This window comes from Micromonospora okii (assembly GCF_020884795.1).
Taxonomy (GTDB): Bacteria; Actinomycetota; Actinomycetes; order Mycobacteriales; family Micromonosporaceae; genus Micromonospora; species Micromonospora okii.
In genome coordinates this window covers 80,565-94,223 of the sequence record NZ_BBZF01000022.1, presented here as the reverse complement: position 1 = coordinate 94,223, position 13,659 = coordinate 80,565, and the positions used below count along the sequence as shown (strand labels likewise).

The window sequence follows — 13,659 nt, the reverse complement described above, 5'->3', positions numbered from 1 at the left end:
CTGCCGGCACGACCGCGCGGTGGCCTACTGTCGCTGCTGTCCCGCACCACGGGAGCGGGAGGGGAGGCGGCGATGCACGCGGAGGACACCGGCACGGGCACCGCCCGGCGGCGGGACGCGACCGCCCGCCTCCGCGCCGGGCTGACCGCGCTGGAGCGCCTCGTGGGCGGGCTCGGCACCGCCGTGCTGGCCGTGGTGACGCTGGTGCTGCTGTTGTTCACGGCGGCGGCCTGCCTGTTCGGGGTGGGCCTGCTGGCCGTGCCGCACGCGCTGCGGATGCTGCGGCTGGTCGCCGACCGGGAACGCGAGCGGTTGTCCCGTACCGGCCCGGAGATCCCCGGTGGGCGGCCGCCGCCGGAGAGCCTGCGGACCGCCGCCACCGACCCGACCGTACGGCGGGAGCTGCGTTGGCTGGCCACGCACGGGACGCTGGGGCTGCTCCTCGGCCTGCTCGGGCTGACGTTGCCGATCAACGTGCTGCGCGATGGCACGTTCCCGCTGTGGTGGCGGCTGCTCCCGGCCGGCGAGGCGACGTCGTCGCTCGGGTTCCCGACGGTCCACGACACCGTCGGGGCCCTCGGGGTCAGCCTGCTCGGCGTCGTCTGGCTGGCCCTCGTCGGCTACGCCACGCCCGCGATGGTCCGGTGGCAGGAGCGGCCCGGCCGTCGGCTGCTCACTCCCGACCAGGACGACCTGGTGCTGCGGGTCGCGGAGCTGACCGCGACCCGGGCCGCCGCGCTGGACGCCCACGCCACCGAGCTGCGGCGCATCGAGCGGGCGCTGCACGACGGCACGCAGAACCGCCTGGTCGGGGTCAGCGTGCTGCTCGGGGCGGCGCGGCGGGCGGTGGCCCGGAACCCGGCCGACGCCGACGCCATCCTGGAACGGGCGCAGAGCGCCGCCGAGGAGGCCCTGGCCGAGCTGCGCGCGGTCGTGCGCAGCATCCTGCCGCCGGTGCTCACCGACCGCAGCCTGCCCGACGCGCTCGCGTCGCTGGCCGCGACCTGCCCGGTGCCCGTCCGGCTCGACGCGGACGTGCCGGGCCGCTGCGCCGCCTCGGTGGAGGCGACGGCATACTTCGTGGTGGCCGAGGCGCTGACCAACATCGCCCGGCACAGCGGGGCGCGGGGGGCCACCGTGCGGGTGCGCCGCGACCGCGACCGGCTGCGCGTGACGGTCACCGACGACGGTCGCGGCGGCGCGGGCGAGCGCCCCGGCTCCGGGCTGCTCGGCATCCGCCGCCGTGCCGAGGCACACGACGGAACCCTGACGCTGACCAGCCCGCCGGGCGGTCCGACGACCCTGGAGGTGAGCCTGCCGTGCGGATCGTGATCGCCGAGGACGACGCGCTGCTGCGGGAGGGGCTGGCGCTGCTGCTACGCGCCGAGTCGCTGGACGTGGTGGCCACCGCCGAGGACGCGGCGACGTTCCTGGCCGCCGTCGACGCGTACGAGCCGGACGTGGCGATCGTCGACGTGCGGATGCCGCCGACCCACACCGACGAGGGGATCGTCGCCGCCGTCGAGGCGCGCCGCCGCCGGCCGGGCCTGGCCGTGCTGGTCCTGTCCGCGTACGTCGAGCAGGCCTTCGCCACCGACCTGCTCGCCCAGGGCGGGGCCCGCCTCGGGTACCTGCTCAAGGAGCGGGTGGGGCGGGTCGAGGAGTTCCTGGCGGCGCTGCGCCGGGTGGCCGGTGGCGGCACGGCGATCGACCCGGACGTGGTGGCGCAACTGCTCACCCGGACCCGCCCCGACGCCCGGCTGGAGCGCCTCAGCCCGCGCGAGCGGGACGTGTTGGCGCTGATGGCCGAGGGGTTGGGCAACACGGCGATCGCGGAGCGGCTCTTCGTCACCGACGGCGCGGTGCACAAGCACATCCGCAGCATCTTCGCCAAGCTCGACCTCGCCCCCACCGACCGGACCGATCGCCGCGTCGCCGCCGTCCTGCACTACCTCGAGGACACCGCCCGCCGGGGCTGAGGGCGACCGGGTACGGCGGGTGCCATCGTCGCCCGTGTCCCCTACGATCCCGGGATGGCGTTGCTGTACCGGGCGACTCTGCGCCCCACGAAGCTCGAACTCCTGACCTCATGGCTCCCCGACCGCCCCTGGTTCCGGGGCGAGGGCGGCGCGGACGCGGTACGCGTCGCGTCGTACCGCTTCGACGACCCCGCCGGCGAGGTGGGCATCGAGACGATCCTGGTCCGGTTCGGTGCCGGGCCGGTCCACCAGGCGCCGCTGACCTACCGGGCCGCGCCGCTGGACGGCGCGGATGCCTGGCTCGTGGGCACCCTCGAACACTCGGTGCTGGGGCGACGCTGGGTGTACGACGCCTGCGGCGACCCCGTCTACGCGGCGGCGCTGGCCGACGCGATCCTCGCCGGCACCGGCCAGGCGCACGAGTACGTCGAGGTGGACGGCCGACCCGAGCAGCGGGCGCCCAGCATGGAGATCGCCTCCGAGGGGGCGGGTCGGGGCGCGGCCGAGGTCGGCTCGCTCGATCGGGTCGAGGACGGCGACCCCACCCGCGTCGTCACCGGCTCCGTCGAGCTGTCCGTGGTCCGGCTGCTCGGCGGCGACGACGGCTGGGGCGGGGCGCGGCTGACGGGCACGTGGCCCGGCCAGCAGACCCCGCTGCCGCTGGCGTACGCGGCACCGCGCTGACCGTCGACCCGCCCGGCCGCTACCGGTCCCCGGCGGCGGTCAGGTCGGGGGCGACCCGCTCGGGCGCGCGCTGCGCCGGCAGGCGAGGCGGGCCGGAACCGGAATCGGGCACGGGGTCGCTGCCTGGCTCCGGCGTAGGAACGCGGCCGGGCTCGGGAACACTGCCTGGCTCCGGCGTAGGAACGCGGCCGGGCTCGGGAACACCGCCGAGGGCGGTGACCGGGGCGGGTCTGGAGAGGGCGAGGAGGATCAGGGCGAGCATGACGGCGGCGACGACGCCGTCGAGCCAGTAGTGGTTGCCGGTGACGACGACGACCACCATCGTCACGAGCGGGTGGGCCAGCCACAGCCAACGCAGCCGCCCGGCGGTCGCGGCGACGAGGGCGACGGCGACGGCCAGCGCCCACCCGAGGTGCAGGGAGGGCATGGCGGCGTACTGGTTGCTCAGCGCGTCGGTGTCGGGCGGCCCGTAGACGGCGGGGCCGTACCGTCGCCCGGTGTCGACCATGCCGGTGAGGGGGGTCAGCCGGGGCGGGGCCAGCGGGACGGCGAGGTGCAGCACCAGCGCCGCCGCCGTGAGCAGCGCGAGGGCCTTGCGCGTCCAGCGGTAGTGCGCCGGGCGGCGCAGGAACAGCCAGACGAGGCACGCCGCCGTGGCCGGGAAGTGCACGTACGCGTAGTAGCCGTTGGCCAGGTACGCGAGCAGTGCGTGGACGAGGACCGGGCCCTGGACGGCGGCCTCGTCCGGCAGGCGCAGCAGACGCTCCACGCGCCAGATCAGCTCCCCGTTGTCCAGCGCGGTGTCGGCGCGGTCGACCACCGCGAGGCGGCCCAGCTTGTACGCGAGGAACAGCACGGCGACGAGCGCCAGTTCGCGCGACGCCCGGCGCAGCCGGCCGGGCGCGGTCGGCCGCGTCGGCGCGGCCTCCGCAGTCTCCACAGGTCCCTCGACTCGTCACGGCCGCCGGTGGCGGCCCTCACTGGACGGGCCGGGGCCACCGCCGTCCCGTCAACAGCGGTGGCCCCGGGGTCGGTGCGTCAGACGCCGGCGGACGGCGGCCGGCCGGGCCGCCCGGCGTCGACGGGCGTCTGGTCGAAGGCGGGCGCCCCGTCGACGGCGTCGGCCGCGACGGCGGCGGACTTCGCCGGGTCGGGAAGGTCGATGCTGCTGCGCAGCGTGACCGGCTTCAGCAGGAGCGCCGCGATGATGCCGACGACCGCGATGGCGGCGGAGATGATGAAGATGTGCCCGGTGGCGTCGCCGTACGCGGCGCGGATGATGTTCTGCACGGGCTCGGGCAGGACGTCGATGTTGAGGCTGCCCCCGCCCGTGCTGCCCGAGGCGGGGATGCCCGCCGCGGTCAGGTCCCGGGTGATCTGGTCGCTGACCTGGCGGGCGAGGACGGCGCCGAGCACGGAGACGCCGATGGTGCCGCCGAGGGAGCGGAAGAACGCGACGGTGGAGCTGGCCGCGCCGATGTCCCGCAGCGGGACGGTGTTCTGCACGGCGAGGACGAGGTTCTGCATGGTCATGCCGACGCCCACGCCGACGACGAGCATGGCCGCGCCGACGAAGACCAGCGACGTGTCGTGGCTGACGGTGCCGAGCATGCCGAACCCGATCACGAGGATCACCGAACCGACGACGATGTACGGCTTGACCTTCCCGCTCTTGGTGATCATCCGACCGGCGATGATCGACGAGCCGAGGACGCCGGCCATCATCGGGATGGTCAGCAGACCCGCCTCGGTGGGGCTGTAGCCGCGCCCGATCTGGAAGTACTGGCCGAGGAAGACGGCCCCGCCGAACATGGCCATGCCGACGGCGAGGCTGCCGAGGATGGCGAGGGCGGTGGTGCGCTGGCGGACGATGGCGAGCGGGACGACGGGCTCGGCGGCCCGGGACTCGACCCAGGTGGCCAGGGCCAGCAGGAGCAGCGCGCCGCCGACCATCGCGCCGGTCTGCCAGGAGAGCCAGGCGAACGAGCTGTCGACGAACGAGATCCAGATGAGCAGGACGCTGACGCCGGCGGCGATCAGGGACGCGCCCAGGTAGTCGATCTTCACGTTGTCGCGGCGGACGGTGGGCAGCTTCAGGGTGAGCTGGAGCAGGACCAGCGCGATGGCCGCGACGGGCACGCCGACGAAGAAGCACCAGCGCCAGCCGAGCCAGGAGGTGTCGACGATGAGTCCGCCGAGCAGGGGGCCGCCGACCGTCGCGACGGCCATGACGGCGCCGAGGTAGCCGTTGTAGCGACCCCGCTCGCGGGGCGGGATCATCGCCGCGATGGCGACCTGGACGAGGGCCTGGAGGCCGCCGACGCCGATGCCCTGGAAGGCGCGGGCGGCGATGAGCTGGCCGGCGCTCTGCGAGAAGCCGGAGACCACGGAGCCGGCCAGGAAGACGACGATGGCGACCTGCACCAGGGTCTTCTTGTTGAACAGGTCGGCCAGCTTGCCCCAGATCGGGGTGGTGGCCGTGGCGGTGAGCAGCGTGGCGGTGACCACCCAGGTGTACTGGGTCTGGGAGCCGTTCAGCGCTCCGATGATCTTCGGCAGCGCCGTCGAGACGACGGTGCCGCTGATCATGGCGACGAAGAGCACCAGCAGCAGGCCGCTGAGTGCCTCCAGCGTCTGCCGGTGGGTCATTGGCGCTTCCGCGGCCGTCGTGGTGGGTGCGCTCATCGCGCGGCCTCCAGGTTGTCGTGATGTGCGAGGGCGACCTCGACGTCGCGGGTGAACCGGCCGAGCGCGGCGCAGAGCGCCGCCACCTCGTCGGGGGTCCAGTCGGCGAGCGCCCGGTCGAGCAGTTGGCCGTACCAGTCGTGGGCGTCGGCCAGCGCGGCGCGGCCGGCGGGCGTGACCGTCAGACAGCTCGCCCGCCGGTCGGCGGGGTCGGCGCGCCGCTCGACCAGACCGTGCGTGACGAGCGTGGCGACGGCGCGGCTGACGGTCGACGGATCGAGCCCCGTGCGCTCGGCCAGCTCCCGGGCGTGGGAGCCGGCGGAGAGCTGCTCGATGTGCCGGAGCATGCCGACGAGCCCGAGCGGCACCGCGGGCCGGTCGCCGGCGCGGCGCTGCTTGATCAGCCGCACGCTCTTGAGCAGGTCCTGTAGCCGCGCGGCGAGTTCCCGGGTGGTGTCCACGCTGCCCCTCCGCCATGATGGTTGCCGCACGCAACTATCCGCCTGTCGCGACCGACGAGCAAATCCGTGCGATGAGAAGTAGATCACCACGCGCCGTCATATTGACCAGCTCAAATTCCTGCTCATACGCTCGGAGCCCGCTGGTCCACTGCCGGAAGGAATACGGGCGACAGATGCGACGATCAGATCACCGACACCGCACGATTCCCCGGCCGCGCCTGGCGGGCGCCGCCGTGGTCGTCCTGCTGGCCGCGACGGCACCGCTGCTGACCGGCCCGCCGGCCGACGCCGCGCCCCGCCCCCCGGCGTGCGACGCCGACCCGACCGTCCGCCTGGCGTCGGTGCCGAGCCCGGAGAGCTTCCTCGGTTTCCCGCTCGGCGCCGGGCAGGAGCGGGTGGTCACCACCGACGAGATACGCGGCTACCTCGACGCCGTGGACGCCGCCTCCGACCGGGTCGTCACCGGCAGCATGGGCAGCAGCGTGCTCGGCCGGCCCCTGCCCTACGCGGTCGTCTCCGCCGACCGCAACGTCCGGCCGGGCACCCTGCGCCGCATCGCCGACGACGTCCGCGCGCTGCGCGACCCCCGCCGCGTCAGCCGACGCACGGCCGACCGGATCGCCGAGGAGACCCCGGCGATCGTGTGGGTCACCGCCAACGTCCACGGCGGCGAGAAAAGCGGCGCCGACGCCGCCCTGAAGACCCTCTACGAGCTGGCCGCCGGGCTCTCCTGCGAGGTCGAACGGCGCACCGACAACCTCGTCACGATCATCGTGCCGACCCAGAACCCGGACGGCCGCGACGCCGGCCGGCGGCAGAACGAGTACGGCTTCGACCTGAACCGGGACTGGTTCGCCCGCACCCAGCAGGAGACCGACGGCAAGGTCGAACTCATGCGGCGCTACCCGCCGCAGGTCTTCGTCGACGCCCACGAGATGGGCGGCCGGCAGTACTTCTTCCCGCCCAACGCCGACCCGATCCACCACGAGGTCCCCGGCGAGACGGTCGACTGGATCAACCGGATCGGGGAGGCCAACAAGGCCGGGTTCGGGTTCAACGGCCCCTGCGGCGGGGCCGTCACCACCGAGTGCTACTTCAACTACTCGACCTACGACCTGTTCTTCATGGGCTACGGCGACAGCGTGCCGGCCGCCGGCTTCGGCGCCGCCGGGATGACCTTCGAGAAGGGCAGCGCCTCGGCGGTGGCCGACCGGGTCCAGCAACAGTTCCACACGCAGTGGGCGACGCTCGGCTGGGCTGCGGCGTACCGCCGCGAGGTGCTCGACGGCTACTCCACGATCTGGCGGGACGCCCTCGGGCAGGGGCGCGCCGGCGCGCTGGAGCCCAACGAGGTGGTCCAGCCCGACAACGCCGTGCAGTTCCCGGTGCCGGCGCAGACCGTCCGGTCGTACTTCCTGCTGCCCGACCGGCAGCTCGCCGACGCCCGCCGGCTGGTCGAGCGGCTGCGCCGGATGGACGTCGAGGTGTACGAGGTCACCAGGCCACTGCGGCTGCCCACCGCCCGCGTCTTCGGCGGCCGAACGGCCAGCGACCTGACCGTGCCCGAGGGCGCGTACTGGATCCCGATGGACCAGCCGCAGAAGCACTGGATCCAGGCGATCATGGGCGAGGACCCGTACGTGCCGTTCCCGTACTTCTACGACGTGTCGTCCTGGAGCAACCCGCTGCTGATGGGGCTCGACGCCGTCTGGACCGGCGCCGACGTGCGGCCCCGCGCCCGCCTCGTGACCCGGACCGAAAAGATCGGCGGCGGCCGGGCCTCGGTCGCGCCGGGCCGGGGCTCCTACACGTACGAGCTGGACTCCGCCGCGGCGGCCGAGTTCACCTTCACCCTGCTCGGCCGGGGCCTCCCGCTCGTGCGCGACCTGGCCGGCGGCGCGGTCGGGATGCCGGCCCGCGCGCTCACCGGCGAGCTGGACCGGGCGGCCCGCCGACTCGGCGTGACCCTCCAGGCGCGCCGCTCGGCCGCCGCCGGCACCCCGCTCGTCCGGCCCGACGTCGGGCTCTTCGCGGGCGCGGGCGTCTCCACCACCTCCGGCTCGCACGGCGAGGCCCGGTACGTGCTCGGCAGGCGGTGGGGGCTCGACCTCACGCCGGTGACCACCGCCGACATCAACGACAACACGCCCGCCTTCACCGGCCGCACCGTCCTCCTCGTCCCGGACGGCAGCAGCCCGACCGGCGGGCTCACCGCCGCCGGGCAGGCCAACCTGCGCGCCTGGGTCGCCGCGGGCAACACCTACCTGGGGCTGCGCAACGAGGGCACCCGGATGGCGCGGGCCGCCGGCCTCACCTCCACCACCGAGCGGCCGAAGCCGACCGGGTACACGGTGATCGGCTCGCACCTGCGGGTCGACGTGGACGGCGACAGCCCGGTCGCGCTGGGCCGCCCGGCGGAGGACTTCGGGTTCAACAACGACGACCCGATCCTGGGCCCGAGCAGCACCGGCACGAACGTGCTGCGCTACCCGACCGGCGACACGTTCTGGGCCAACGGCTACACCGTCGGGGCCGACGCCCTGAGGGGGACGGTCGCGCTGGTGGAGGAGCCCACCGGCGCCGGGCGGGCGGTGCTGTTCGCGTTCAACCCGCTCTTCCGGGCGTACAACGAGAGCGGCCTGCACCTGGTGGCCAACGCGCTGCTGCACCCGGGCGGGGGCGGGGCGGCCCGCGCGACCGGCGTCGACCCGGCCCGCGCCGCCGCAGCCGCCACCGACGTGCCGGAGAACCTCGGCGGCGAGTGGCGGCCGTTCACCGTCGAGGTGGCCGCCGCCGACCGGGCCCGGACGGAGGCGGTCGTCCGCCTGTTCACCGACGCCGCCCGGGTCTCCGTCGCGGCCGGCTCGGCGTACCTGGTGATCCCGAACCCGGACGGCCGCCAGGTCGACGAGCACCCGTTCCTCGGCGACCTCGTGCGCGCCCTGCGCGCGGAGCGGATCCCGCTGCGCTCCGTGGTGGGCTGACCGGGCGCGGCGGGGTGGCCGCCGGGTCACCCCACCGCGCCGTACTTGTCCCGGGCGGGCCGGGCGGATGTCCCGCCCCGCCCGGGTCACCCGTCACTGGAGCCCCCGCGCCGGCCTCGGCGATGCTCGGTGCAGCCCGGCCGGACGGCCGTGGGGACGGGCGGCGGAGGCGACATGCGGTGCGCAATCCTCGGTACGCTGGCGGTCGAGGCCGCCGACGGTCCGGTCCCCCTCCGGGGCGGGCGGGTCTCGGTCCTGCTCGCGACGCTGCTGCTCGACGCGAACCGGACGGTGTCGACCGACCGGCTGATCGAGTCGCTGTGGAGCCTGAGCCCGCCGGCCACCGCCCGCTCCCAACTGACCATCGTGGTCTCCCAGCTCCGCCGCCTGCTCGCCGGGGCCCGCGCGGACGCCCCGGCGGTGGTCACCGAGGGCGTCGGCTACCGGGCGTGCGTGTCGGCCACGGACCTCGACGCGCTGGTCTTCGACCGGCTGGCCGCCGAGGGCGACCGGGCGGTCGCCGACGGGCGGCCCGAGGACGCCGTCGACCGGTTCCGCGCGGCGCTGGCCCTGTGGCGCGGCCCGGCGCTGCCCGGCCTCGACAGCCCGGTGGTGCGGGCGGCGGCCGAGCTGCTGACCCGGCGGCGGACCGCCCTGCGGGCCCGGTGCGCGGAGCTGGACCTCACCCTCGGGCGGCACGCCTCGGTGGTCACCGAGCTCTCCGAGCTGGTGGCCGACGAGCCGCTCGACGAGCGGCTGAGCGCGAGCCTGATGACCGCCCTCTACCGCCTGGGCCGGGCCGCCGAGGCACTGGACGTCTTCCACGGCATCCGGTGCAAGCTGGCCGACGAGCTGGGCATCGAACCGGGCCGGCAGCTCACCGAGCTGCACCGGCGGATCCTGAACCGGGACCCGGCGCTGGACGCCCCCGCTCCCCCGGCCCGCCCCTCCCGGCCGACGCGCGGGCCTTGCCCCGGCTGCCCCGGCGGGCGGGGCACGCGGCGCTGGTCGCCGCCCGGCTACCGCTGACCGGCGGGGAACGCGGCCGACTCCGGGGTGACGGGCTCCGGGGCGGCCGACTCCGGGTCGACGGCTTCCGGGTCGACGGGTCCCGAGGCGGCCGGCGGATCGCCCGGCTCGGCCCGCCAGTGCCGCACCAGCTCGCGGTAGCGGGCGCTGCCGGCCAGCAGATCGGCGTGGCTGCCGGCGACCGCCGCGCCGCCGTCGACGAGCAGGATGCGGTCGGCCCGCCAGGCGCTGGCGATCCGGTGCGCGACGACGACGAGGGTGCCCGGACGCTCCCGGAACAGCAGCTCCGCGCGCCGCTCGGCGGCCGGGTCCAGGTGGCAGGTCGCCTCGTCGAGCAGGACCAGCCGGGCCGGGGCGACGTACGTCCGGGCCAGGGTAACGAGCTGCCGCTCGCCCGCCGACAGGCCGGCCCCGCCGGCCGGCACCAGCCCGTCGAGGCCGCCGAGGCGGCGCAGCACGTCGCCGAGCCCGAACTCGTCGGCGGCGGCCCGCAGCGCGGCGTCGGGCAGGTCGGGGGCCAGGTAGGCGAGGTTCTCCCGGACCGTTCCGGCGAACACGTACGCCTGCTGCGGCACGAGCGCGACGTCGCGGTGCCGGCGGGCCGGGGGCAGCTCGGCCAGCGCCGTCTCCCCCAGCGTGACCGTGCCGGCATCCGGTTGCCGTACCCCGCCGAGCAGGGCGACCAGGGTGGACTTCCCGGAGCCGCTGGGGCCGATGACCGCCAGGTGCTCGCCGTAGGGCACGTCGAGCGAGACGTCGCGCAGCACCGGGGCGGCGTCGGGCGAGTAGCGGAACGTCAGCCCGCGCAGGCGCACCGCCGGGCGGTCCGCGACACCGGCCTGCGGGTCCGCGAGACCGGGCTGTGGGTCCGCGACGCCGGCCTGCGCTTCCACACGCGGCGACGGGGCCGCCTCGGCTTCGGGCCGGGCCGGCGGGGGGTCGGTCGCCGGCAGGACCTCGGCCAGCCGGGTGGCCGCGCCGAGCACGCCCACCACCCAGTCCGCCGCGCCGTGCACCACGAACCGGACCGCCGGGCCGATCGCCGAGGTCAGGTACAGCACCGCGCCGACCGCGTCCCCCCAGGTGAGCCGGCCGGCGGAGATCAGTCCGGGGCCGAGGCCGACCACCAGCAGGACCGGCGTCTCCACGGCCAGCACGGTCACCGCCAGCCGGAGCCCGCCCAGTCGACCCAGCGCGATCCACCCGGCCGCGACCGCGTCGGCCTGCCGGCGTACGTCGCTCGCGACCGCCTCCCCGGCCGCGCAGCTCGCGATGTCCCGCTGCGCGGCGAAGACCTCGGCGGCGCGCTCGGCGAGCTGTTCCTCGGCGAGCACCGCGCGGCGGTACCGCCGCACCGACACGGCGATCAGCGGCCCGTAGAGGCCGAGCCCGACGAGCAGGCAGGGCAGGGTGATCAGCGCGACGACCGGCTCGAGCAGCAGCAGGCCGAGCACCGCGCCGAGCACACCGGCCACCGTCATGTGCAGGTTGCGCAGGATCGCGCCGACGGTCGCGCGGATGCCCTCCACCTCGTCGGTGGCCCGCACGGCGTCCGCGCCCGGGGCGGCGTCGGCCGCCGCGACCGCCCGATCCAGGCCGGCTGAGACGACGAGGGTGACCAGTTGGTCCCGCAGCGGCTCCACGGTGGCGGCCAGCAGCGGGAACAGGGCCCGGTTGAGCGCCACGGCGGCGATCCCGAGCGCCGCGAAGAGGCCCAGCCAGGCCAGCCCCACCAGCGGCGCCTCGACCAGGAAGCCCCGGTCGAGGGCGCGGGCCACGACCAGACCGCTGGCCCCGGTCGGCACCGCCAGCGCCAGCGACAGCGCGCCGATCAGGGTCAGCGCGCGCCGGTGCGGGCGGAGCTGCGCCCGCAGCAGCCGGACCGCCGGGCCGGTCACCGCGCCACCGCCGGCTCGTCCGCGCCGCTCGCCCCGGCCAGCTCGTCGACGGGGTCCGCCACGGCCGGCCCGGCGACGGTCCCGGTCGTCGGATCGGCAGCGGCGGTCGGGGCGGCGGCCCCGGCGCTCGTGGCGGTCCCGTCGGGCGGGGCGGCAAACATGGCCCGGTAGGCGGGGTCGCGCCACAGCTCGGCGTGCGGGCCGAGGGCCCGGACCCGGCCGTCGTCCAGCCAGGCGACGAGGTCGCAACCGGCGGCGGTGCCGGCCCGGTGCGCCACCACCAGGGCGGTCACGCCATCCCAGGCGGTGCGCAGGGCGGCGGTCACCTCCGCCTCGGTGGCGGTGTCGAGGCTGCTGGTGGCGTCGTCGAGCACCACCAGCCGGGCCGATCGGGCGATCGCCCGGGCCAGCCCGAGGCGCTGGTGCTCGCCGCCGGACAGGGGCGCCCCGGCCAGCGGCGTGTCGTAGCCCCGGGGCAGCCGGCGCACGAAGGCGTCGGCGCGGGCCAGCCGGGCGGCCCGCCGTACCTCCTGCGCTCCGGCCGCGCCGACGCCGATCGCCGCGGCGACGGTGCCGCCGAACAGGCGGGGCTCCTCGAAGGCGTACGCGACCTCGCGGCGCAGCGTCGCCAGCGGCCAGTCCGCCACGTCCCGGCCGTCGAGCAGCACCCGGCCGGCGTCGGGGTCGACCAGCCGCCCGGCCAGGCCGACCAGGGAGGACTTGCCGACGCCGGAGCGGCCCACCACGGCCACGTGCGCGCCGGCCGGCACGGTGAGGCTCACCCCGTCGAGCAGGTTCCGGCCGTCGCGGCGCAGGACGACGCCGTCGAGCCGGAGTTCCCCCCGCCCGGGCGGCGCCTCGTCCGGCCCGGCCCCGTCGGCCTGCGCGGGCGCGTCGAGCACCTCCGCCAGGCGGCGCGCGCCGGCGGCCTGGACGGCCATCGCGCCGAGCTGGTCCACCTGGTCGAGCACGCCGGTGGCCAGTCGGTGGAACAGGTACACCGCCAGCAGCCCGCCCGCGCTGAGCCGCCGGTCGTACACGGCCAGCCCGGCCAACGCCAGCACGCCGATGCGGGCCGTCGGCCCGATCACGGCGGTGCGCCAGGCGACGTCGCGCTGCGCCGCCCAGCCGTCCGTCCCGGCGGCCCGGACGGCGGCCAGCGGCGCGAGGACGCGCCGCCGTTCCCGGGCGAGGGTGCCGGCGGCGCGGATGGTGCGGACGCCCCGGTGGGCGTCGACCAGCCGGGTCGTCAGCTCGGCCCGGCCGGCCTGGTAGCGGGCCGCCGCGTCGCCCTGCCGCCGCACGAACACCCGCGCGACGAAGGCGGTGACGGCGACCTCCACGGCGGCCAGCGCGGCGACCGGCCAGTACAGGGCGGCCAGCACGGCGAACGACACGACGCTGGTGGTCAGCCCGATGCCGACCCGCAGCGCGGAGCCGGCCAGCGCGCCGGGCGCCTCGGCGTCGCTGCTGAACCGCACCAGCAGGTCCCCCGAGGCGGGAACCCGCCCGTACGGGGGCAGGCGCAGCACCCGGTCGACCAGGTCGGCCCGGTAGCGCCGGGCCGCCAGGGCCGCCCGGTACTGGGTGAGCTGGCCGAGGGCCGCCGACGCCGCGACCGCGACCAGCAGCACGGCGGCGAGCCCGGCCAGCGCCGGCCCGACCGGCTCGCGCCGGATCAGGGCGTCGACCGCCCGCTGGTACGCCAGCGGCTGCACCAGCACGCAGCCGACCTGCACCGCGCCGGCGAGGACCGACAGCGCGTACGGGACGTGTCCGGGCCCGGTCACGTCCCGCGCCACGAGCCGGACCACGTCCCGCCGCGACACCCCGACCGCTGTCGCCCCCACCGCTCCCCCTCTCGTCCGTCCCCCTCGTCGACCGGCGTCGCCGGCGGCGGTCTCCCGCCGCCGGCGACGCCCTGCCGCTGACGTCCGCG

General features: G+C 76.4%; 10 protein-coding genes. 5 read left to right on the top strand and 5 right to left on the bottom strand.

Features of this window, described 5'->3' with window-relative positions; all coding sequences use genetic code 11:
• Positions 1-72: 72 nt before the first annotated feature.
• Genes LPU43_RS21350 through LPU43_RS21340 form a run of 3 tightly spaced genes read left to right on the top strand, consistent with a single transcriptional unit; the run spans position 73 to position 2,663 of the window.
• Complete coding sequence (locus tag LPU43_RS21350; protein WP_229402273.1) at positions 73-1,332, top strand: sensor histidine kinase; 1,260 nt, start codon at positions 73-75, stop codon at positions 1,330-1,332.
• Entirely contained in the window at positions 1,320-1,979 is a 660-nt protein-coding gene (locus tag LPU43_RS21345; RefSeq protein WP_229402272.1) for a response regulator, read from the top strand. The genes LPU43_RS21350 and LPU43_RS21345 overlap by 13 nt, the downstream gene beginning before the upstream one ends.
• Before the next feature lie 54 nt (positions 1,980-2,033).
• A complete protein-coding gene (locus LPU43_RS21340; RefSeq protein ID WP_229402271.1) occupies positions 2,034-2,663 on the top strand; it encodes a CG0192-related protein in 630 nt (209 codons plus the stop codon).
• A gap of 19 nt (positions 2,664-2,682) precedes the next feature.
• Here the strand turns inward: LPU43_RS21340 and LPU43_RS21335 are convergent, their stop codons facing one another.
• The 3 genes from LPU43_RS21335 to LPU43_RS21325 form a co-directional block, all read right to left on the bottom strand.
• The gene (locus tag LPU43_RS21335) at positions 2,683-3,603 is read right to left on the bottom strand and encodes a phosphatase PAP2 family protein (protein ID WP_229402270.1); all 921 of its coding nucleotides are present in this window, start codon (positions 3,601-3,603) and stop codon (positions 2,683-2,685) included.
• A 98-nt stretch (positions 3,604-3,701) separates the two neighbouring features.
• A complete protein-coding gene (locus tag LPU43_RS21330) occupies positions 3,702-5,348 on the bottom strand; it encodes an MDR family MFS transporter (protein WP_229402269.1) in 1,647 nt (548 codons plus the stop codon).
• Positions 5,345-5,809 (bottom strand): MarR family winged helix-turn-helix transcriptional regulator, encoded by a 465-nt coding sequence (locus LPU43_RS21325; RefSeq protein ID WP_229402268.1) that lies wholly within the window; start codon positions 5,807-5,809, stop codon positions 5,345-5,347. The genes LPU43_RS21330 and LPU43_RS21325 overlap by 4 nt, the downstream gene beginning before the upstream one ends.
• Positions 5,810-5,982: 173 nt before the next feature.
• Here LPU43_RS21325 and LPU43_RS21320 point away from each other — a divergent pair, with 173 nt between their 5' ends.
• The gene (locus tag LPU43_RS21320; protein WP_229402267.1) at positions 5,983-8,793 is read left to right on the top strand and encodes a M14 family zinc carboxypeptidase; all 2,811 of its coding nucleotides are present in this window, start codon (positions 5,983-5,985) and stop codon (positions 8,791-8,793) included.
• A gap of 174 nt (positions 8,794-8,967) precedes the next feature.
• A complete protein-coding gene (locus tag LPU43_RS21315) occupies positions 8,968-9,822 on the top strand; it encodes an AfsR/SARP family transcriptional regulator (protein ID WP_229402266.1) in 855 nt (284 codons plus the stop codon).
• Here LPU43_RS21315 and LPU43_RS21310 read toward each other — a convergent pair.
• Positions 9,813-11,720, bottom strand: coding sequence for an ABC transporter ATP-binding protein (locus LPU43_RS21310; protein ID WP_229402265.1), 1,908 nt, complete (start codon positions 11,718-11,720; stop codon positions 9,813-9,815). The genes LPU43_RS21315 and LPU43_RS21310 overlap by 10 nt on opposite strands.
• Positions 11,717-13,570 carry an ABC transporter ATP-binding protein gene (locus LPU43_RS21305; protein ID WP_229402264.1) on the bottom strand — a complete coding sequence of 618 codons (1,854 nt, stop codon included), beginning with the start codon at positions 13,568-13,570 and terminating at the stop codon, positions 11,717-11,719. The genes LPU43_RS21310 and LPU43_RS21305 overlap by 4 nt, the downstream gene beginning before the upstream one ends.
• Between the last annotated feature and the right edge of the window lie 89 nt (positions 13,571-13,659).